16 protein-coding genes are annotated in these 20,926 nt (G+C 57.1%); 8 read left to right on the top strand and 8 right to left on the bottom strand.

Features of this window, described 5'->3' with window-relative positions:
- The first annotated feature begins 11 nt into the window (after nucleotides 1-11).
- Entirely contained in the window at nucleotides 12-218 is a 207-nt protein-coding gene (locus tag CWM61_RS11205) for a DUF1107 domain-containing protein (protein WP_002886707.1), read from the top strand.
- Between the two features lie 61 nt (nucleotides 219-279).
- On the opposite strand, the gene araC is transcribed toward CWM61_RS11205, so the two are convergent.
- From araC to msrA, 5 genes are all read right to left on the bottom strand, one after another.
- A complete protein-coding gene (araC, locus tag CWM61_RS11210; protein WP_004178353.1) occupies nucleotides 280-1,152 on the bottom strand; it encodes an arabinose operon transcriptional regulator AraC in 873 nt (290 codons plus the stop codon).
- A gap of 30 nt (nucleotides 1,153-1,182) precedes the next feature.
- Nucleotides 1,183-3,192 carry a beta-galactosidase gene (locus tag CWM61_RS11215; RefSeq protein WP_100631240.1) on the bottom strand — a complete coding sequence of 670 codons (2,010 nt, stop codon included), beginning with the start codon at nucleotides 3,190-3,192 and terminating at the stop codon, nucleotides 1,183-1,185.
- An 18-nt stretch (nucleotides 3,193-3,210) separates the two neighbouring features.
- The gene (locus tag CWM61_RS11220) at nucleotides 3,211-4,443 is read right to left on the bottom strand and encodes an oligosaccharide MFS transporter (RefSeq protein ID WP_012543096.1); all 1,233 of its coding nucleotides are present in this window, start codon (nucleotides 4,441-4,443) and stop codon (nucleotides 3,211-3,213) included.
- Nucleotides 4,444-4,645: 202 nt separating this feature from the next.
- Entirely contained in the window at nucleotides 4,646-5,983 is a 1,338-nt protein-coding gene (locus CWM61_RS11225; RefSeq protein ID WP_100631241.1) for a hemolysin family protein, read from the bottom strand.
- Nucleotides 5,984-6,163: 180 nt separating this feature from the next.
- Entirely contained in the window at nucleotides 6,164-6,802 is a 639-nt protein-coding gene (gene msrA / locus CWM61_RS11230) for a peptide-methionine (S)-S-oxide reductase MsrA (protein ID WP_074387260.1), read from the bottom strand.
- Nucleotides 6,803-7,010: 208 nt separating this feature from the next.
- On the opposite strand from msrA, the gene tamA reads away from it, so the two are divergent.
- Genes tamA through CWM61_RS11245 form a run of 3 tightly spaced genes read left to right on the top strand, consistent with a single transcriptional unit; the run spans nucleotide 7,011 to nucleotide 12,864 of the window.
- Nucleotides 7,011-8,744, top strand: a complete 1,734-nt coding sequence (gene tamA / locus CWM61_RS11235) for an autotransporter assembly complex protein TamA (protein WP_074387259.1) — start codon at nucleotides 7,011-7,013, stop codon at nucleotides 8,742-8,744.
- A complete protein-coding gene (gene tamB, locus CWM61_RS11240; protein WP_100631242.1) occupies nucleotides 8,741-12,517 on the top strand; it encodes an autotransporter assembly complex protein TamB in 3,777 nt (1,258 codons plus the stop codon). Before tamA ends, tamB begins: the two co-directional genes overlap by 4 nt.
- A 2-nt stretch (nucleotides 12,518-12,519) precedes the next feature.
- Nucleotides 12,520-12,864 (top strand): gamma-glutamylcyclotransferase, encoded by a 345-nt coding sequence (locus CWM61_RS11245; protein WP_008807149.1) that lies wholly within the window; start codon nucleotides 12,520-12,522, stop codon nucleotides 12,862-12,864.
- A gap of 142 nt (nucleotides 12,865-13,006) precedes the next feature.
- Here CWM61_RS11245 and CWM61_RS11250 read toward each other — a convergent pair whose 3' ends face one another.
- Both CWM61_RS11250 and ppa read right to left on the bottom strand, forming a co-directional pair.
- Nucleotides 13,007-14,194 carry a hypothetical protein gene (locus CWM61_RS11250; RefSeq protein ID WP_100631243.1) on the bottom strand — a complete coding sequence of 396 codons (1,188 nt, stop codon included), beginning with the start codon at nucleotides 14,192-14,194 and terminating at the stop codon, nucleotides 13,007-13,009.
- A gap of 74 nt (nucleotides 14,195-14,268) precedes the next feature.
- Nucleotides 14,269-14,799 carry an inorganic diphosphatase gene (gene ppa / locus CWM61_RS11255; RefSeq protein WP_061155991.1) on the bottom strand — a complete coding sequence of 177 codons (531 nt, stop codon included), beginning with the start codon at nucleotides 14,797-14,799 and terminating at the stop codon, nucleotides 14,269-14,271.
- A gap of 403 nt (nucleotides 14,800-15,202) precedes the next feature.
- On the opposite strand from ppa, the gene ytfQ reads away from it, so the two are divergent.
- The 4 genes from ytfQ to yjfF all read left to right on the top strand — a co-directional run bounded on the left by ytfQ (nucleotide 15,203) and on the right by yjfF (nucleotide 19,806).
- A complete protein-coding gene (gene ytfQ, locus CWM61_RS11260; protein WP_008807147.1) occupies nucleotides 15,203-16,159 on the top strand; it encodes a galactofuranose ABC transporter, galactofuranose-binding protein YtfQ in 957 nt (318 codons plus the stop codon).
- A 123-nt stretch (nucleotides 16,160-16,282) separates the two neighbouring features.
- Nucleotides 16,283-17,785 carry a galactofuranose ABC transporter, ATP-binding protein YtfR gene (gene ytfR, locus CWM61_RS11265; protein WP_008807146.1) on the top strand — a complete coding sequence of 501 codons (1,503 nt, stop codon included), beginning with the start codon at nucleotides 16,283-16,285 and terminating at the stop codon, nucleotides 17,783-17,785.
- Between the two features lie 10 nt (nucleotides 17,786-17,795).
- Entirely contained in the window at nucleotides 17,796-18,821 is a 1,026-nt protein-coding gene (gene ytfT, locus CWM61_RS11270) for a galactofuranose ABC transporter, ATP-binding protein YtfT (RefSeq protein WP_023323521.1), read from the top strand.
- Nucleotides 18,808-19,806, top strand: a complete 999-nt coding sequence (gene yjfF, locus CWM61_RS11275; protein WP_002886825.1) for a galactofuranose ABC transporter, permease protein YjfF — start codon at nucleotides 18,808-18,810, stop codon at nucleotides 19,804-19,806. Before ytfT ends, yjfF begins: the two co-directional genes overlap by 14 nt.
- Before the next feature lie 42 nt (nucleotides 19,807-19,848).
- On the opposite strand, the gene fbp is transcribed toward yjfF, so the two are convergent.
- Nucleotides 19,849-20,847 carry a class 1 fructose-bisphosphatase gene (gene fbp / locus CWM61_RS11280; RefSeq protein WP_025712316.1) on the bottom strand — a complete coding sequence of 333 codons (999 nt, stop codon included), beginning with the start codon at nucleotides 20,845-20,847 and terminating at the stop codon, nucleotides 19,849-19,851.
- Between the last annotated feature and the right edge of the window lie 79 nt (nucleotides 20,848-20,926).

The following is a 20,926-nucleotide window of genomic DNA, read 5'->3' on the forward strand; positions in this document are numbered from 1 at the left end:
AGGAGAGAAGAATGAAAATTTTCCAACGCTACAATCCGCTGCAAGTGGCGAAGTACGTGAAGATCCTGTTTCGTGGACGGTTGTACATCAAGGACGTTGGCGCATTTGAATTTGATAAGGGCAAAATCCTTATCCCGAAGGTAAAGGACAAGCTGCATCTGTCAGTGATGTCCGAAGTCAATCGTCAGGTGTTGCGTCTGCAAACTGAGATGGCATAACCTGAAACGTAGCAGTACGTAGTAGGTAAAAGACGGCTCCCGATGGGAGCCGTTGATGTTTTTAGCCCTTCATTTCCGCATAGCGTTTGCGATATTCGCCCGGTGGGATGCCGTTATGTTTACGAAAAAGGCGGGTGAAATAGACCGGATCGCTGTAACCCACCGATAAAGCAATTTTGTTAAGTGGGAGCGAGGTGCTCTGAATAAGCCACCTGGCGCGGTTGATGCGCTGCGTTTCCCGCCACGCATAGACCGTTTGCCCCAGTTCATTTTTGAAAAGGTGCGCCAGACGTGAAGGGGAGATAAACACCATCGCCGCCAGGGTCTCGATTTTTACCTCCTGCGCAATATGGGCGTTAAGATAGTCGCAGATGGCGTTAATCCGTGGGTCGTGGGCATGGCGGTTGCTAATGGGCTGCTGCTGAAAACAGCGGAGAATTAATCTCTCCAGCGCGTTCATTGCCAGCGCTTCTGACAGCGGTACGGACGCAGAGTGGTGGCGTATTACTTCGTAGAAAAGATCGCGCAGCTGCTGGAGCTGGTCAGGATCGTTAATGGTTGTTTTGCCGATACCGTGGGTGGTTTGGTCCCACTTTAGCCAGTCTATCCAGTAGGGGCGGGGGATAAAGTAGATCCACAGATGGTCCCAGTACTCGCTGTGTTCGTCCCTGCCGTAATGATGGGGCACGCCGGGAGGAAACAGCAACAGATCGTTTTCCCGGCACAGCAGGAAGCCATCGCCCGCTTTCGCCCGCGCCTGGCCGCGCAGGGTCAGATTAATGATGTAACCTTTCATCCCCTGCGGGCGATTAATGTAGTAGTCCAGCGTGGAGCCGCGGGTAATCGGCGTGAAGCCTGCGACGACCCAGGCATTGAAGGTAAAGGTTTTCATCAATGGCGAGAAATTGAGTAGCTCATTGATATCCAGTTCCATTCTCTCTCCCACCTGAGCGCCGCCGCGTCGTTAGCTTTCGATGATAGTAAATTCCCAGGCCCTGAGGCGCAACGGCTGGCCGACGTCTACAGCCTCCCCGCTCAGCAGCGCGGTACCCGCGGTCTCGCTGACAACATCCAGCGCCTCGCCGGAGTAATTGAACAGGAAGTGGATAGTATTTCCGGCTCGGTTACGCATCTTTTTAACCACTAACGGATAGCGATAGGCGGAAGTTCGCGAGTTCAGCGTGAGATCCGCCGTCAGGACATCAAACAGCTGGCTAATCAGGCGTTTCTGCGGCAGGAAGCCAACGTACAGGGCGCGTCCCTGACCGTAATCTGCCGCCGTTGCGGCGGCGTATTCGCCCCATGCCGGATGCTGATAGCGCAACAGTGTGCGGGTTCCGCCATCGGGCGTCAGCAACTCCATCCACAGCTCAGCCTGATTATCATTGCGGCAATCAATCTCTGCGCAGCAAGAGCTTACCGTCGCCGCTTCCGGCAGGGTGAACTGGCTGTAGCTGACGCCGCAGCTCTGGCGCAAAATCCCCGGCTGCGCGCTGTTGCGCACCTTGACATTTTCATCGCTAAAGCCTGATTTAAAGCCGATCAGCGCTCTGCCGCCCCGGGCGATATAGTCGTTAATCCGCGTTAGCAGGCCATCATCGGCGGCGTACAGACCGGGAACGAGCAGCACCCGGTAGCGCGAGGTTTCCTCGTTCACATCGTGGATGATGTCGAGGCTGATATTGTGGTCATACAGCGCATCGTGGAAGCGGCGGAAGATATCGTTATAAATGTTGCCCTCGGCATCGCCGGGACGGAAGTGATTGAGGGCGTCCATCGCCTCATTGCTTATTAGCAACGCGACGTCATTTTCGGCCTTCAGCTCCGCCAGCTGCGGCGACAGGCGGGCGAAATCGGCGCCGATGGTGGTGGCTTCCTGCCAGGTTGGGTTGCGCGAGAAGTCGTGACTGAGCAGCCCCTTCCAGTAGGTTTCGAAGGCGTTATGAATCGAATGCCAGTGCCAGTAGGAGACCATGGCGGCGCCGGAGGCGATATGGCTGAATGCCTGCAGGCGCAGCTGGCCCGGGAAGGGGGTCCACTGGGCGAAGCCCTGTGCCTGGGTTTCCAGCACGAAGTAGTTCTGGCCCGGCTTAAGCGAGCGGGTGATGGCGCCGCCAAAGGCGATTTCCCGCCCGGTCAGGTGCGCCTGACTCGGGTGATAGATATCGACACCGGCGATATCCAGCGCCTGCGCCGTCGCAAAATGGTCGACCCGCGGCTGCACGCCGTAAGAGTAACCGCGCCATTCGAAATCGAAGTTGTGGGTGACGAACTGGTGCGGCTGGGCGTATTCCCGAACGATGGCCGCCTGCCAGGCCAGATACTCGGTGACCTGCTGACGCTGATAGCGGGAGAAGGCGCAGGCGAGGCTGGCGTTGATGGTGTTTTCCACCGGCGGAAAATCCTGCCAGCGGTCAATGCGGTTGCTCCAGTAATCCAGGCCGAAATCGCGATTCAGCTGCCGGAGGTCAGGATATTTCTCCTGCAGGCTGCGCACGAAGCCCTCCTGCATATAGCGGCCAATATTGTCGTAATGCTTGGTTTCGTTATCCAGTTGCCAGCCGATAATCGCCGGATGGTGCTGCACATGGGCCATCAGCGTGCGGATAATTTTTTCGGCATAGCGGCGAAAGGTCGGATTGACGATATCCATGATCTGCCGCGGGCCATATTTTTGCTGCCCCGCGACGGTGGTGACCAGAATATCGGGATGTTTCGCCGCCAGCCAGGCCGGTACCGCATAGGTCGGCGTCCCGACGATGACCGCAATGCCGGCCTCATGCATCGCCTCCAGCACCCGGTCGATATGGTAGAAATTGTACTGGCCCTCTTCAGGCTCCAGCGTACTCCAGGTGGACTCGGCAATACGCACCACGTTAATGCCGGTTTCGCGCATTAAGGCGATATCCTTAGCCAGCCGATCTTCCGGCATATATTCATCATAATACGCCACGCCATAAAATAAATGAGACATACACACTACCTCCTGACATTAATTCGCGGGCACCGGTTGTGAAGCGAAGACACGCGCTTTATCCAGCGTAATAAAAGAAATGAGCGTGAAGCACAGAGCGATACCGCCGAGTACGATATAACTGCTGGTAAAGCCCATGCTCTGGTACATATGGCCGATACCGGTCGAGAGAAAAATAGAGCTAAAGCTTTTCGAAAACTGGAAGCCAATTAAGTAAACGGTCGCTGACAGCAGAGGGTTAAAGTTAGCGGTAATATATTTTAGCGCCGCGACGAGGAGCACCGAGCTTTCAAAGCCGTGGAGGAGTTTAATCAGGCTGATGGATACCGGGCCAATAGCCCATGCGGAGCCGATAATGCGCAAGCTCATAATCAGCCCGCAGTATAACAGCGCATTTTTCGGGCCGATTTTATTCACAAACCATGGCGCAAAGAACATCACGATGGCATCAAGGAAAATCTGACCCGTGGTTAAATAACCGAAGACTTCTGCACCCCGGGCTTTACTCTCAAAGAAATGGCTGTAATAGATAGCGAACTGCTGGTCATAGGTTTCATAGACCGCCCCGACGCCAATGACATAGAGGGCGAAGAACCAGAATTTTTTAATTTTTAACAGCGAGACGGCATCGCGGAGGGTAACCGGCGAGGCTTTGCCAGACAGCAACCCCTGCTGCGGGTGGGCGCTGATCTGCATTTTCCAGACAATGACCAGCAGGCAGACGCCTGCGCCGCTGGCCAACCAGAAAATCATATTCTGATCAATGCCGTAGAGTTTTCCTGCCGCAAAGGTGCCGATCGCGGCGCCGATGCCGCCGAACATCCGCGCCCGGCCAAATTCGAAACCGGAGGCGCGGCTGACTTTATCAATGTAGGCTTCGCAAACCCCGCAGCCTGCGCCGTAGGCCATGCCAATATAAAGGCCGCCAGCCAGCGCGCCGAGGAACACATTTATTTTTAACAGGGGAGCAAAGACATAGATCCAGTAAGGGGCGAATAACGTGATTATAATCGCCAGCATCCACATCAGATTTTTACGATATACCAGTTTATCGGAGATGAAGCCGAATAACGGCTGAACGCAGACGGCGACAATAGCGGTAAAGGAATAGACCAGACCGACGTCCGTATAATTGATGCCGATGGTCTCCGTTAACCACAGTGATAAATAGGGGTAGCAGCATCCCCAGCCTATAAAGAAGAACAGGAAAAACAGACAGCTGATAAAGTAATTTTTATTTGACATTATCATGGTAACCCTCGCTTCCTTTATTCAGGAATATGATCGTGTAGACGCGAGCAACGTTACCTTTTTGCGCGACGAGGAGTCATGAACGTTCCGCTATCGAGCAGGAGTAATCTGCTATCGGCAGAGGGTCGTGAGCCGCTTCACATTCGGGACATAAAAAAAGGGCGGATGGTTATCCGCCCTGAAAATAGAGGAAGGGTTACGCTCAGGCGTTCTGGCTTTCCGCCGCTTCCGCCTGCTTCGGCACCAGCACCGTTGGCTTGTTATCGATGCGGGTCACCAGCAGCTGGTCGATACGGTAGTTATCGATATCCACGACCTCAAACTTATACCCGGAGAACTTCACCGCGTCGGTACGTTTGGGGATTTTACGCAGCATAAACATCATAAAGCCGCCGATGGTCTCGTAATTCCCGGACTGCGGGAACTCGTCGATATCCAGCACACGCATCACGTCATCAATCGGCGTACCGCCATCGATCAGCCACGAGTTTTCATCGCGGGCGACAATCTGCTCTTCCAGCCCCTGGCCGACGAGGTCGCCCATCAGGGTGGTCATCACGTCGTTCAGCGTGATAATGCCGACGACCAGCGCATATTCATTCATGATCACCGCGAAGTCTTCCCCGGCGGCTTTGAAGCTTTCCAGCGCTTCCGACAGGGTCAGGGTGTCCGGCACGATCAGCGTGTTACGGATCTGCACGCCGCCGGTCAGCACCAGGCTCTGGTTTGCCAGCACGCGGTTGAGCAGATCTTTTGAATCGACGTAACCGATAATGTGGTCGATATCTTCATTACAGACGAGGAATTTCGAGTGCGGATGTTCGGCCACTTTATTCTTCAGGCTCTGCTCGTCTTCGTGTAAATCAAACCAAATGACGTTTTCGCGCGGGGTCATGGAGGAAGGAACGGTACGGGACTCCAGCTCGAACACGTTCTCAATCAGCTCGTGCTCCTGCTTGCGCAGCACCCCGGCCAGCGCGCCGGCTTCGACGACGGCATAGATATCGTCGGAAGTAATATCGTCTTTACGCACCATCGGCAGTTTGAAGATGCGGAAGATCATGTTGGCCATGCCGTTAAACAACCACACCAGCGGGCGGAAGACTAACAGGCAGAAGCGCATCGGGTTGATGATGCGCAGGGCCACGGTTTCGGGCGCAATCATACCGATGCGTTTCGGAGTCAGGTCAGCAAACAGGATGAACAAGCTGGTGACCAGGGTAAAAGAGATGATGAAGCTCAGCTGCTCGGAGAGCTCCGGCGACATATACCCGCTGAGCAGGCTATAAAAAGCCGGGGAGAAGGCTGCGTCGCCCACGATACCACCAAGAATAGCAACGGCGTTGAGGCCAATCTGCACGACGGTAAAGAAGGTACCTGGGTTCTCCTGCATCTTCAGCACGCGCTGTGCGTTGATGTTGCCTTCATCGGCCAGCAGTTTCAGTTTGATTTTACGTGAGGCGGCCAGTGAGATTTCCGATATCGAAAAAAAGGCACTGACGGCTATCAGACAGAGTATTACTAAAATACTGTTTAACATATCTTTTCTGACCGTAGAGGTCAGATCCTCGGAAGGGAAGTTGATAACTTAAATGTGGAATACATAAAAAACCGGTCCGAAGGCGCTGGACCGGCTGTCACACTGGGTAGTATAGCGTAAGGGAATGTAAAGCCGCCAGAGCGTTCATTAACCGCCTCGCTGTAGAGGCAGAAATCAGAATTACGCCTGAGGCGGCAGGCACACGCCGATGCCGCCGATGCCGCAATAGCCGTGCGGGTTTTTATACAGATACTGCTGATGATCGTCCTCGGCATAGTAGAACGGTTTGGCGGTAGCGATCTCGGTAGTGATGTGGCGGGTATCGTGCGCATCATTCATCGCCGCCTGGAAGCGGGCGAGACTGGCCTTTGCCGCTGCCGTTTGTTCCGGCGTCAGCGGGTAAATCGCCGAACGGTACTGGGTACCGTGGTCGTTCCCCTGTCGCATGCCTTGCGCCGGATCGTGATTTTCCCAGAACACCTGCAATAACTGCTCATAGCTAATCACCTGCGGATCGTAAACCACGCGCACCGCTTCCGCGTGGCCGGTCTGGCCGCTGCACACTTCGCGATAGGTCGGATTCGGCGTATAGCCACCGGTGTAGCCTGCGGCGGTGCTGTAAACCCCCGGCAATTGCCAGAACAGGCGTTCAACTCCCCAGAAGCAGCCCATGGCGAACAGCGCCACTTCCATCCCCGCCGGGACGTTGGTCATCGAGTGGCCGTTAACTGCGTGGAGCGTCGCCACTGGCATGGGGGTATTGCGTCCAGGCAGCGCATCCGCCTGGGCGACAAGATGCGTTTTATCAAATAGACTCACGGTTGGCCTCTCAATACAGAAATCGTCGTTAAGGTTGTAACGAAGCGTGTCTTTTAACACAATAAACACGCGTAATACGTCTAGATTAATACATAAGAATTATTTGGGTTATTGCCACTTTTTCAACCCTGGTTGTTAGGGTTTTGTTAAGCCGTGGAGCGGCGCCAGTGTTTCCTGTGGGGGGAAACAGGGATATTCAGGAGAAAATGTGCTAAAAATCCGCCAGTTATGTGTCACCAGCCTTTTGCTGGTCAGCGGGATCGCCAGCGCAGCGAATGTGCGTTTGCAGGTTGAGGGATTATCCGGGGAGCTGGAGAGAAACGTTCGCGCCCAGCTTTCCACCATCCAGAGTGATGAAGTCACGCCGGATCGTCGCTTTCGCGCGCGCGTCGATGACGCCATTCGCGAAGGTTTGAAAGCGCTGGGTTATTACGAGCCGACGATTGAATTTGATTTACGTCCGCCGCCGCAAAGGGGGCGTCAGGTGCTGATCGCCAAAGTGACCCCGGGTGAACCGGTGCGCATTGGCGGAACCGAGGTGATTCTGCGCGGCGGCGCCCGTACCGATAGCGACTATCTGGCGCTGCTAAAAACGCGTCCGGCCATCGGGACGGTGCTGAACCATGGCGATTACGACGGTTTCAAGAGCTCGTTGACCCGCGTCGCCCTGCGCAAAGGCTACTTTGACAGCGAGTTCAACAAAAGCCAGCTCGGGGTCTCCCTTGACCGCCACCAGGCGTTCTGGGATATCGATTACGACAGCGGCGAGCGCTATCGCTTTGGTCACGTCACCTTCTCCGGATCGCAAATTCGCGATGAATACCTGCAAAACCTCGTGCCGTTTAAAGAGGGTGACTACTACACCTCGCAGGACCTGGCTGAGTTAAACCGCCGCCTGGCGGCGACCGGCTGGTTCAGTTCGGTGGTGGTGGCGCCTGATTTTGCGAAATCACGGAAAACCAAGGTGCTGCCTCTGCAGGGCGTTGTTTCGCCACGCAAAGAGAACACCGTGGAAACCGGGGTTGGCTTTTCAACCGATGTCGGGCCGCGCGTGAAAGCCACGTGGAAAAAACCGTGGATGAACTCGTATGGCCACAGCCTGACCTCCAGCATCAGTCTCTCTGCCCCGGAGCAGCAGTTCGACTTTACCTACAAAGTCCCGCTGCTGAAGAGCCCGCTGGAGCAGTACTATCTGATGCAGGGCGGCTTTAAGCGCACCGATCTTAATGACACCCAGGCCGACTCCACCACGCTTGGGGTGTCGCGTTTCTGGGAGATGTCGAGCGGCTGGCAGCGGGCGATCAACCTGCGCTGGAGCCTGGACCACTTTACCCAGGCGAACGTCACCAACACCACCATGCTGATTTACCCTGGGGTCTCGGTGAACCGCACCCGATCCCGCGGCGGTCTGATGCCCACCTGGGGCGATTCACAGCGCTACTCCGTGGACTACTCGAACACCATGTGGGGCTCGGACATCAACTTCATCGTGATGCAGGCCCAGGACGTCTGGATCCGTACCCTCTATGACCGCCACCGCTTTGTGGTGCGCGGCAACCTTGGCTGGATCGAAGCGGACAACTTTGACAAGGTGCCGCCGGACCTGCGCTTTTTCGCCGGGGGCGATCGCAGTATTCGTGGCTATAAATACAAATCCATCTCGCCGAAGGACGATGACGGCAAGCTAATCGGGGCCTCAAAGCTGGCGACCGGCTCGCTGGAGTATCAGTACAACGTCAGTGGTAAATGGTGGGGGGCCGTGTTTGTCGATAGCGGCGAAGCGGTCAGCGATATTCGCGAGAGTGATTTCAAAACCGGCGCCGGGGTGGGCGTGCGCTGGCAGTCGCCGGTGGGGCCGATCAAGCTGGATATCGCCCGGCCCATCGGCGACAAAGAAGAGCATGGTTTACAGTTTTACATCGGTCTGGGGCCTGAATTATGAGTTTATGGAAGAAAATAAGCCTCGGCGTCTTAATCGTGTTGGTGCTCCTGCTGGGCACCGTCGGGTTCCTGGTGGGGACGACCACCGGCTTGCATCTGGTGTTCAAAGCGGCGGATCGCTGGGTACCAGGGCTGGATATCGGCAACGTCACCGGTGGCTGGCGTGATTTAACCCTCGATAATGTCCGCTACGAGCAGCCCGGCGTGGCGGTCACCGCTGGCCAGTTTCACCTCAGCGTCCGGTTGCGCTGCCTGTGGGACAGCAGCCTGTGCGTGAACGACATCGCGCTGCGCGATATTTACGTCGCCGTCGATACGAAGAAGATGCCGCCCGCCGCGCCGGTCGAGGAGGAAGACAGCGGGCCGCTGAATCTCTCCACCCCTTATCCGATCACCCTCAGCCGCGTTGCGCTGCATAACGTCAACGTCAAAATCGACGATACCGCAGTGTCCGTGCGCGATTTTTCCACCGGCCTGAACTGGCAGGAGAAAAACCTGACCCTGACGCCGACCTCGCTGCAGGGGCTGCTGATTGCCCTGCCGAAGGTGGCGAAAGTGGCGCAGGAGCAGGTGGTCGAGCCGAAAATCGACAACCCGCAGCCGCAGGAAAAACCGCTCGGCGAGACGATGACCGACCTCTTCTCGCAGCCGGTACTGCCGGCAATGACCGATGTCCATCTGCCGCTGAACCTCAATATTCAGGCGTTCCGCGGGGAGCAGCTGCGCCTGACCGGCGATACCGACATCACCGTGTATAACCTGCTGCTGAAAGTCAGCAGTATCGACGGTCAGATGAAGCTCGACGCCCTCGATATCGACTCCGATCAGGGCAAGGTCAGCGCCTCGGGCCACGCGCAATTGCAGGATAACTGGCCGGTGGACATTACCCTCGCCGGAACGCTGAACGTTGACCCGATGAAAGGGGAGAAGGTGCAGCTGAAGGTGGGCGGCGAAGTGCGTAAAACGCTTAAGGTCGGGGTGGACTTAAGCGGGCCGGTCGCGGCCACGCTGCGCGCGGATGCGCAGCTGGCGGAGGCCGGGCTGCCGCTCAATATGGAGCTGAAGAGTAAGCAGCTCGCCTGGCCATTCAGCGGCGAGAAGCAGTTCCAGGCCGACGATGTTCAGCTGAAGTTCAGCGGCAAAATGACCGACTACGCGCTGGCCTTCTCCACGGCGGTGAAAGGTCAGTCGCTGCCGCCGGCGAAAATCACCCTCAACGCCAAAGGCAATGAGCGGCAGATTAATCTCGACAAGCTGACGGTCAACGCCCTGGAAGGGAAAACCGAGCTGAAGGCGCTGCTCGACTGGCAGCAGGCGATCAGCTGGCGCGGCGAGCTGACCCTTGACGGGATCAACACCGCCAAAGAGGTGCCGGACTGGCCGTCGAAGCTCAACGGCATGATCAAGACCCAGGGCAGCCTGTACGGCGGCAGCTGGCAGATGTCGGTGCCGGAGCTGAAAATTACCGGCAACGTGAAGCAGAACAAAGTGGATGTTTCGGGCTCGCTGCAGGGTAACAGCTATCTGCAGTGGAAAATCCCGGGCCTGCACCTGGCGTTAGGCCCGAACAGCGCCGATATCAAAGGCGAGCTGGGGGTGAGGGATCTTAATCTCGACGCCACTATCGATGCCCCGCACCTGGATAATGCGCTGCCGGGGCTCGGCGGAACGGCGAAGGGGCTGGTGAAAGTGCGCGGCACCGTCGATGCGCCGCAGCTGCTGGCCGACATCACCGCCCGGGCGCTGCGCTGGCAGGAACTGACCATCGCCCAGGTCAACGTCAAAGGGGACGTGAAATCCACCGATCAGATTGGCGGTAACCTGGATGTGCGGGTAGATCGCATTAGCCAGCCGGGGGTCAATATCAGTCTGGTGCAGCTCAATGCCAAAGGTACTGAGAAGCAGCATGAGCTGCGGCTGCGCGTGCAGGGCGATCCGGTTTCCGGCCAGCTGACGCTGGCAGGCAGCTTCGATCGTCAGGCCGAACGCTGGAGAGGCTCCCTGAGCGATACCCGCTTCCAGACGCCGGTGGGGCCGGTAGCGCTGACGCGCAGCATTGCGCTGGACTACCGCAACCAGGAGCAGAAAATCAGCATTGGGCCACACTGCTGGACCAACCCGAACGCCGAGCTTTGCGTCCCGCAGACCATCGACGCGGGCGCCAGCGGGCGTGCGCGAGTGAATCTCAACCGCTTCGATCTGGCGATGCTCAAGCCGTTTATGCCGGAGGCGACCCAGGCCAGCGGCGTCTTTACCGGTAATGCCGATGTGAGCTGGGACACCACCAAAGAGGGGCTGCCGCAGGGCAAAGTGACCCTCAGCGGGCGCAACGTCAAGGTGACCCAGGTGGTCAACGACGCGCCGCTGCCGGTGGCGTTCGATACGCTGAATCTCAGCGCCGACCTGCATAACAATCGCGCCGAGCTGGGCTGGCTTATCCGCCTGACCAACAATGGTCAACTGGATGGGCAGGTGCAGGTCACCGACCCGCAGGGGCGGCGTAATCTCGGCGGCAACGTCAATATCAGCAACTTCTCGCTGGCGATGATCAACCCGATTTTCGCACGCGGCGAAAAAGCCGAGGGGAGGCTCAACGCCCGTCTGCGTCTGGGCGGCAACGTGAAAAGCCCGCAGCTGTTCGGCCAGATGCAACTGAGCGGGGTGGATATCGATGGCAACTTCATGCCGTTTGATATGCAGCCGAGCCAGCTGGCGATGAACTTCAACGGCACGCGCTCGACCTTGCAGGGGACGGTGAACACCCGCCAGGGGCAAATCGCTCTCAGCGGCAACGCCGACTGGACGCAGATCGATAACTGGCGGGCACAGATTGCGGCGAAGGGCAGCCGGGTGCGGATCACGGTGCCGCCAATGGTACGTCTCGATGTGTCGCCGGACGTGGTGTTTACCGCCACGCCGAGCCTGTTCAGCCTTGATGGCAAGGTGGATGTGCCCTGGGCGCGGATCGTGGTCAACGAGGTGCCGGAGAGCGCGGTTGGCGTGTCTTCTGATGAAGTGATGCTGGATAAAAACCTCAAGCCGATTAACCAGCAGAGCGCCGGTATCCCGATCAACAGCAACCTGACGATTCACGTCGGCAACAACGTGCGTCTGGAAGCCTTTGGTCTGAAAGCGCGTCTGACCGGTGATTTGAAAGTGGCGCAGGATAAGCAAGGGTTGGGCCTCAACGGGCAGATCAATATTCCGGACGGCCGCTTCCACGCCTATGGTCAGGATCTGATTGTTCGCAAAGGGGAGCTGCTGTTCTCCGGTCCGCCGGATCAGCCGCTGCTGAATATCGAAGCGATTCGTAACCCGGATGCCACCGAAGACGATGTGATCGCCGGCGTTCGCGTCACCGGCTCCGCCGATCAGCCGAAAGCGGAGATCTTCTCTGACCCGGTGATGTCCCAGCAGGAAGCGCTGTCTTATCTGCTGCGCGGCCAGGGTTTGAGCAGCGGACAGAGCGATAGCGCCGCGATGACCTCAATGCTTATTGGAATGGGGGTTGCACAAAGTGGTCAGGTTGTGGGTAAAATCGGCGAGACGTTTGGCGTAAGCAATTTGGCGTTGGACACCGAAGGGGTAGGCGACTCTTCCCAGGTGGTGGTCAGCGGCTATGTACTGCCGGGTCTGCAGGTAAAATACGGGGTCGGTATTTTCGATTCCCTGGCGACGCTGACTTTACGTTATCGCCTGATGCCTAGGCTATATGTGGAAGCGGTGTCTGGCATTGACCAGGCGCTCGATTTGCTCTATCAGTTTGAGTTTTAGCAATGCGAATATTTGTTTACGGCAGTTTACGACGCAAACAAGGCAACAGCCACTGGATGACCAACGCTCAGTGGCTGGGCGCTCATAGTGTCAACGATTATCAGCTGTACAGCCTGGGCCACTATCCAGGCGCGGTGCCCGGCGAAGGCACAGTACATGGTGAAGTTTATCGTATTGATGCATCGACGCTAGCCGAACTGGATGCGCTACGCACGAAGGGGGGCGAGTATGCGCGCCACCTCATTCAGACGCCTTACGGCAGCGCATGGATGTATGTGTATCAACGTTCCGTTGAGGGATGCACGTTGATAGCGAACGGCAACTGGTTGGATCGCGACCAGTACTAACCACGACAGCGCCACCTTCGGGTGGCGTTGTTTTTTATGCCCCGCACCTACCAGAGTGGCAGACGATCCTTTGCCAGCCACATCGCGGAAGCCAGCGTCGTCAGCGCGAGAAATAATAATCGTCGTGTTGGGGTGCTGAACATTACATGACCTCCTCAAGCGTGGTATGGGGGGCGATATGCCGGAGGTAACGCCGCATCGCCGAGCGCATCTTCAGCCAGTCAGCCACCCGGTGTGACAATAACCAGGCCGTTGGGCCAATCAGCTCCAGTACCGCCAGTATCCCGCCAAAGCAGAGTAACAATAGGGACAGCATGTCCAGTGAATCCTGAACCTGCCACCAGACGCTCCGGCCTGACTGACGGGCACTGATGAGTTCAACAGCGAGAAATAGCAGATACATCACCAGCGTGAGGCCGTAAAACAGGTAATAGAGCAGCGCCAGTTGTCGGCGGCCTGGATAGAGTGGATGGTTTTTTATATAAGCCGCGCCGTCGCTGGCATTGTATAGCGCGTGGATCGCACGGCTGTCGCGCTCGTACACGGCGACGAGGCGATCGCCACTGGCGATAAACGGTGGCTGACGTCGATAGAGAACGGGATGCAGCGCGAAATTGGCGCAGCCTGCCTGCCACCAGAAAGCCAGCGGTACGGAGCCGCATTGTATCCCGAGGCCGTGATATTCCCGGGTTGGGTTGCCCGCATACCACTTCTTAAAGTGGGTATCGGTGATAATTTCTGTCTTAACGGCATAGCGTTTCGGCAGGGCTTGCGTAACAGGCATCGCCGACTGGCGGACGGCCCGCGCCGTTGCAGGTAGCCGCTGGCAAAACGAAAAGTCGCGGCGGCGGGCCATTGCCATCTTCGCCAGCAGATCGCGCATGGCGGGGTGCCGTTTTAGCGCCGGGTGGAACAGTCGCTCGCAGAGTCCTGTTAACAGCGCGATGAAGGCCAGTATCGCGATAATGCCGCAGCCGAATCTTCCCCATTCTGAGGTGCTCATCAAGAGCGGGATAAGGGAGACGATGAGCGTCAGCAAGCTGATAAGCAGTAACGGACGGGCCCAGCGCTTTACGCGTTGACTGGGCTCAAGGAGCGTTTCGCCATCGCTGAGCCAGTGGATCCAGTAACTGCCGTTGTCCAGGCGGCGGGCGCCAAGATGCAGAGGCTGATTGATCTTCAGGCGGTCAAAAAGCGCGGGGTCTTTAAAATAGCGTTTATCGGTATAAAAGACATGTTCGCCAGCGATAAAGCGCAGATACCCCTGTTTTTCACAGGCGGCGGTGGTGAAACCGGTATAGTTCAGAGTGAAATAGCGAACGCTTTTCACGGGACACCCTCCATGGTGTTATCGCGGCTATCCGTGCCGCAATCAGGCAGGGCATGACCCTGCCTGAGACAGAATTACTTCTGCTTAGCGCGCTCGAAAGAGGCAACGATTTCAGCTTTCGCTGCTTCCGCGTTGTCCCAACCGTCGACTTTAACCCACTTGCCTTTTTCCAGATCTTTGTAGTGCTCAAAGAAGTGAGTGATCTGGGCTTTCAGCAGTTCCGGCAGGTCGTTCACATCGTTGATGTGATCGTATTCTTTGCTCAGCTTGGTGTGCGGTACGGCAACCAGTTTCGCATCTTCACCGGATTCGTCGGTCATCTTCAGAACGCCAACCGGACGGCAGCGGATAACTGAACCTGGTTCCAGCGGGTACGGCGTCGGGACCAGCACGTCAACCGGGTCGCCGTCCAGGGACAGGGTGTGGTTGATGTAACCGTAGTTGCACGGATAGAACATCGCCGTGGACATGAAACGGTCAACGAACAGTGCACCGCTCTCTTTGTCGACTTCGTATTTGATGGGGTCTGCGTTCGCCGGGATTTCGATCACGACGTAGATGTCTTCCGGCAGATCTTTGCCCGCAGGTACGTTGAGTAAGCTCATGTCTGTTTCCTTTAAAATGTATGGCAAACAAGTGCTCGGTATTATAGCCAACTCACATCGAAAGTCTTCGCTTCTTTTTCCCCATATCGCCGCGGAGTGCTCTGAATTTTGCGCGCAAAAATGACATGAAAATCCATAAACATAGCTACATCATGAATAAATTTATGTAAACGTTTTCATTGCATGTGATTGATTTATCAAACCGCTTAAAAAAACGTCATAAACCGCAACAGCCGCGCTCCTCGCGAAGCCTTATCGGCTCTCCGCTGGGCAAAGAGGCGAGCATTAACATTTCATTTACTTTTTTGAAGTGTGATGTAACGCATTCAGTTACATCACCGATTGTCTATAGTTTGTTCGCAGGTGAGACTTTAACCAACAATAACCCTACGAGGATACCCTTATGTGGAAGCGCTTACTTCTTGTCACAGCAGTTTCCGCAGCTATGTCGTCTATGGCGATAGCTGCCCCGCTAACCGTAGGTTTTTCGCAGGTCGGTTCTGAATCCGGCTGGCGTGCGGCGGAAACCAGCGTCGCGAAAGAGGAGGCCGCCAAGCGCGGTATCACCCTGAAGATCGCAGATGGTCAGCAAAAACAGGAAAACCAGATCAAAGCCGTGCGCTCCTTTATCGCTCAGGGGGTAGACGCGATCTTCATTGCACCGGTGGTGGCCACCGGCTGGGAACCGGTGCTGAAAGAGGCGAAAGAGGCCAAGATCCCGGTCTTCCTTCTCGACCGTTCCATTGATGTTAAAGATAAAGATCTCTACATGACCACCGTGACCGCCAACAACGTGCTGGAAGGCCAGCTGATTGGCGACTGGCTGGTGAAAACCGTCGACGGTAAGCCGTGTAACGTCGTTGAACTGCAGGGCACCGTTGGGGCCAGCGTGGCTATCGATCGTAAGAAAGGGTTCGCCGACGCGATTGCCAAAGCGTCGAATATCAAAATTATCCGCTCTCAGTCCGGCGACTTCACCCGCAGCAAAGGGAAAGAGGTGATGGAGAGCTTTATCAAAGCTGAGAATAACGGCAAAAACATCTGCATGGTCTTCGCCCATAACGATGACATGGTGATCGGCGCCATCCAGGCCATTAAAGAGGCTGGCCTGAAGCCGGGCAAAGATATCCTCACGGGCTCCATCGACGGCGTGCCGGATATCTATAAAGCCATGATCGCTGGTGAAGCCAACGCCAGCGTCGAACTGACGCCAAACATGGCCGGCCCGGCGTTTGATGCGCTGGAGAAATACAAAAAAGACGGCACCCTGCCTGAGAAGCTGACCATTACCAAATCGACGCTGTATCTGCCGGATACGGCGAAAGAAGAGTTAGAGAAGAAGAAAAATATGGGCTACTGAGTGGGGAGCCCCTCATTCCATCCCTCTCCCCAGTGGGAGAGGGTGAAAAGCAGCGTTCCAGTAACCCCGGGAAGTCCAGTGCGACCCGGGGTAACCTGACATCATTTGAAGGTGACATCGATTATGAGCGCCGAGGCACACCAGGAGATCCTTCGCACCGAAGGACTCAGTAAATTCTTCCCCGGCGTTAAGGCGCTGGATAACGTCAACTTTAGCCTGCGGCGCGGCGAAATCATGGCCCTGTTGGGCGAAAACGGCGCCGGAAAATCGACGCTGATCAAAGCGCTTACCGGCGTTTACCATGCCGATCGCGGCACCATCTGGCTGGAAGGTCAGGCTATTTCGCCCAAAAATACCGCCCATGCCCAGCAGTTGGGGATTGGCACCGTCTACCAGGAAGTGAACCTGCTGCCCAATATGTCGGTGGCGGATAACCTGTTCATCGGCCGTGAGCCGCGGCGGTTTGGCCTGCTGCGACGTAAAGAGATGGAGGCCCGGGCGACGGCGCTGATGGCCTCCTACGGCTTTTCCCTCGACGTGCGCGAACCACTGAACCGCTTTTCGGTGGCGATGCAGCAGATCGTCGCTATCTGTCGGGCCATCGACCTGTCGGCCAAAGTGCTGATCCTCGACGAGCCCACCGCCAGCCTCGATACCCAGGAGGTGGAGATGCTGTTCACCCTGATGCGCCAGCTCAGGGATAACGGCGTCAGCCTGATCTTCGTCACCCATTTTCTCGACCAGGTCTATGCGGTCAGCGATCGCATCACCGTGCTGCGTAACGGCAGTTTCGTCGGCTGCCGCGAGACCCGCGAACTGCCGCAGATTGAGCTGGTGAAAATGATGCTGGGTCGCGAACTGGACCACAATGCCCTGCAGCGGGCGGGCCGTACCCTGCTGAGCGATAAGCCGGTGGCGGCGTTTGAAGGCTACGGTAAAAAAGGCACCATCGCGCCGTTCGACCTGCAGGTCCGTCCGGGCGAAATTGTGGGCCTCGCCGGCCTGCTGGGTTCCGGACGCACGGAAACCGCCGAGGTGATCTTCGGCATTAAAACGGCGGACAGCGGGAAGGCGTGGATCAAAGGCAAACCGCAGACCCTGCGCTCCCCGCATCAGGCTTCCTGCCTCGGGATCGGCTTCTGTCCTGAAGATCGCAAAACCGACGGCATTATCGCCGCCGCTTCGGTGCGGGAAAATATCGTCCTCGCCCTGCAGGCGCAGCGCGGCTGGCTGCGGCCGATCCCCCGGCGTGAGCAGAACGAGATCGCCGAGCGCTTTATTCGCCAACTGGGGATCCGTACCCCGAGCGCGGAGCAGCCGATCGAGTTTCTCTCTGGCGGCAACCAGCAGAAGGTGCTGCTCTCCCGCTGGTTACTGACCAAACCGCAGTTCCTGATCCTCGATGAGCCGACCCGCGGCATCGACGTCGGCGCCCATGCGGAAATTATTCGCCTGATTGAAACCCTCTGCGCCGATGGTCTGGCGCTGCTGGTCATCTCCTCTGAACTGGAGGAGCTGGTGGGTTACGCCGATCGGGTCATTATCATGCGGGATCGCCGACAGGTAGCGGAGATCCCGCTCGCCGAGCTCTCTGTACCGGCGATCATGAACGCTATTGCGGCATAAGGAGTAACTCATGATGCCTCGATCTCTTTCGCAAACCGGCCCTGAGAAGCGACGCTTCAGCTGGCCGAAGGGCACCCCGCAGATCATTGCCTTGCTGCTGGTTCTGTTGGTCGACAGCCTGGTCGCGCCCCATTTTTATCAGGTGGTGCTCCAGGATGGCCGCCTGTTTGGCAGCCCGATCGATATTCTTAACCGCGCCGCGCCGGTGGCGCTGCTGGCCATCGGCATGACGCTGGTGATCGCCACCGGCGGTATCGATCTGTCGGTGGGGGCGGTGATGGCGATTGCCGGCGCGACGGCCGCCTCAATGACCGTCGCCGGGCACAGCCTGCCGGTGGTGGTGCTGGCCTCGCTGGGGGCCGGTGCGCTGGCCGGGCTGTGGAACGGTATCCTCGTGGCGATCCTTAAGATCCAACCTTTTGTGGCGACGCTGATCCTGATGGTGGCCGGACGCGGGGTGGCGCAGTTAATCACCTCGGGGCAGATCGTCACCTTTGATTCCCCGGCCCTGGCATGGCTCGGCAGCGGATCGTTTCTGCTGTTTCCGACGCCGGTGATCATCGCCGCCGCCACGCTGCTGCTGTTCTGGCTGTTTACCCGTAAAACGGCGCTGGGTATGTTTATCGAAGCGGTGGGGATCAACATTCGCGCGGCGAAAAACGCCGGCGTGAATACTCGTATTGTGGTGATGCTGGCCTATGTGCTGAGCGGCGTTTGCGCAGCGATTGCCGGGATCATCGTGGCGGCGGATATACGCGGCGCGGATGCTAATAACGCCGGGTTGTGGCTCGAACTGGACGCCATTCTGGCGGTGGTCATCGGCGGCGCCTCCCTGATGGGCGGGCGCTTCAACCTGCTGCTGTCGGTGGTGGGGGCGCTGATTATCCAGGGGATGAATACCGGGATTTTGCTCTCTGGCTTCCCGCCGGAGCTCAACCAGGTGGTGAAAGCGGTGGTGGTGCTGTGCGTACTGATTGTCCAGTCGCCGCGCTTTATCGGTTTACTGAAAGGGGTACGCGGCCATGATAAAACGTAATTTACCGTTGATGATCACCCTTGCGGTGTTTGTGCTGGGCTACCTCTACTGCCTGACGCAATTCCCCGGCTTTGCCTCAACGCGGGTGATCTGCAATATCCTGACGGATAATGCCTTCCTTGGGATCATCGCCGTCGGCATGACATTTGTGATCCTCTCCGGCGGGATCGATCTGTCGGTGGGGTCGGTGATCGCCTTTACCGGCGTCTTCCTCGCCAAAGCGATTGGCTTTTGGGGAATATCACCGCTGGTGGCGTTTCCACTGGTGCTGGTGATGGGCTGTGCCTTCGGTGCGTTTATGGGGCTGCTTATCGACGCGCTAAAGATCCCGGCTTTTATCATCACGCTCGCCGGCATGTTCTTTCTGCGCGGCGTCAGCTATCTGGTGTCGGAGGAGTCGATTCCGATTAACCATCCGGTCTACGACACCTTGTCTGGGCTGGCATGGACCATCCCCGGCGGCGGTCGTCTCAGCGCCATGGGGCTACTGATGCTGCTGGTGGTGGTGGCCGGTATTTTTGTGGCCCATCGCACTCGCTTTGGCAACCAGGTGTATGCCATCGGCGGCAACGCCACGTCGGCGAATTTAATGGGGATTTCGACTCGCAGCGCCACGATCCGTATCTATATGCTTTCCACCGGGCTGGCGACGCTGGCCGGGATCGTCTTTTCCATTTATACCCAGGCAGGCTATGCGCTGGCGGGCGTCGGCGTGGAGCTGGACGCCATTGCCTCGGTGGTGATCGGCGGCACACTGCTCAGCGGCGGTGTTGGCACCGTGCTGGGAACGCTGTTCGGGGTGGCGATTCAGGGGTTAATTCAGACCTACATCAACTTCGACGGCACCCTCAGCTCATGGTGGACGAAAATCGCTATCGGTATTTTGCTGTTTATCTTTATCGCGCTGCAGCGTGGGCTGACCGTGCTGTGGGAAAATCGGCAGAATGCGGCGGTGACGCGGGTGAGCGGAGCGGGGAGTCGCTAACAGGGAACTCCCTTCCCGCAAGGCGGGAAGGGAGGGCAGGGATCAGGCGTCCGGGAACGCTTTAATGAAGTTCTCGACGTCTTCTACCATGTGGTTGTTACCGACGAAGAACGAGCGGCGCTGGTGCAGGCTTTCCGGGATAATATCCAGAATACGCTCTTTACCGTCGCTGGCCTTACCGCCCGCCTGTTCGGCGAGGAAGGCCATCGGGTTGCATTCATACAGCAGGCGCAGCTTACCGTCCGGGTGGCTGGCGGTGCTCGGATAGAGATAGATGCCGCCCTTCAGCAGGTTACGGTGGAAGTCCGCCACCAGCGAGCCGATATAGCGTGAGGTATAAGGACGCTGAGTCGCTTTGTCCTCTTCCTGGCAGTACTTAATGTACTTCTTCACGCCCTGCGGGAATTTGATGTAGTTGCCTTCGTTGATGGAGTAGGTATTGCCCTTCTCCGGGAAGCGCATGCGCTCCTGACACAGACAGAAGACGCCGAGGGACGGGTCGTAGGTGAAGGCGTGGACGCCGCAGCCGGTGGTATATACCAGCATCGTCGAAGAGCCGTAGACCACATAGCCCGCGGCCACCTGCCTGTTACCCGGCTGCAGGAAGTCTTCTTCTGTCACCGGCGTGCCGACAGGCGTGACGCGGCGGTAGATAGAGAAGATCGTTCCGACAGAGACGTTAACGTCGATGTTAGAGGAGCCATCCAGAGGGTCCATCAGCACCACGTATTTGGCGTGTTCACACCCTTCGAAGACAACAATTTCATCTTCTTCTTCGGAGGCGATCCCGGCAACAATATCGCGTGCTCGCAGTGCGGCTTTTAATTTTTCATTAGCGAACAGATCGAGTTTTTGCTGAACCTCGCCCTGAACGTTTTCAGCACCGCTGGCACCCAGGATATCGACCAGACCGGCCTTGTTGATATCGCGGTGGATGATCTTGGCGCCCAACTTTATTGCTGACAACAAAGCAGTCAGCTCACCGGTGGCGTGGGAGAACTCGTGCTGCTTTTCAACAATAAACTCACCTAACGTTTTCATAACTCGTTCCCTGCATTTTTATGTTGAGTAAAACGAACGCAACAATCTTAACAAAGAATCAAAAAAGTGCGCACTGGTG

The organism is Klebsiella sp. K-Nf6, from assembly GCF_002806655.1.
Taxonomy (GTDB): Bacteria; Pseudomonadota; Gammaproteobacteria; order Enterobacterales; family Enterobacteriaceae; genus Klebsiella; species Klebsiella variicola.

Coding starts and splice junctions, on each gene's coding strand:
- CWM61_RS11205 (WP_002886707.1), top strand. CDS start 12: ATGAAAATTTTCCAACGCTACAATCCGCTGCAAGTGGCGAAGTACGTG.
- araC (WP_004178353.1), bottom strand. CDS start 1,152: ATGGAACTGGATATCAATGAGCTACTCAATTTCTCGCCATTGATGAAA.
- CWM61_RS11215 (WP_100631240.1), bottom strand. CDS start 3,192: ATGTCTCATTTATTTTATGGCGTGGCGTATTATGATGAATATATGCCG.
- CWM61_RS11220 (WP_012543096.1), bottom strand. CDS start 4,443: ATGATAATGTCAAATAAAAATTACTTTATCAGCTGTCTGTTTTTCCTG.
- CWM61_RS11225 (WP_100631241.1), bottom strand. CDS start 5,983: ATGTTAAACAGTATTTTAGTAATACTCTGTCTGATAGCCGTCAGTGCC.
- tamB (WP_100631242.1), top strand. CDS start 8,741: ATGAGTTTATGGAAGAAAATAAGCCTCGGCGTCTTAATCGTGTTGGTG.
- CWM61_RS11245 (WP_008807149.1), top strand. CDS start 12,520: ATGCGAATATTTGTTTACGGCAGTTTACGACGCAAACAAGGCAACAGC.
- ppa (WP_061155991.1), bottom strand. CDS start 14,799: ATGAGCTTACTCAACGTACCTGCGGGCAAAGATCTGCCGGAAGACATC.
- ytfQ (WP_008807147.1), top strand. CDS start 15,203: ATGTGGAAGCGCTTACTTCTTGTCACAGCAGTTTCCGCAGCTATGTCG.
- ytfR (WP_008807146.1), top strand. CDS start 16,283: ATGAGCGCCGAGGCACACCAGGAGATCCTTCGCACCGAAGGACTCAGT.
- ytfT (WP_023323521.1), top strand. CDS start 17,796: ATGATGCCTCGATCTCTTTCGCAAACCGGCCCTGAGAAGCGACGCTTC.
- yjfF (WP_002886825.1), top strand. CDS start 18,808: ATGATAAAACGTAATTTACCGTTGATGATCACCCTTGCGGTGTTTGTG.
- fbp (WP_025712316.1), bottom strand. CDS start 20,847: ATGAAAACGTTAGGTGAGTTTATTGTTGAAAAGCAGCACGAGTTCTCC.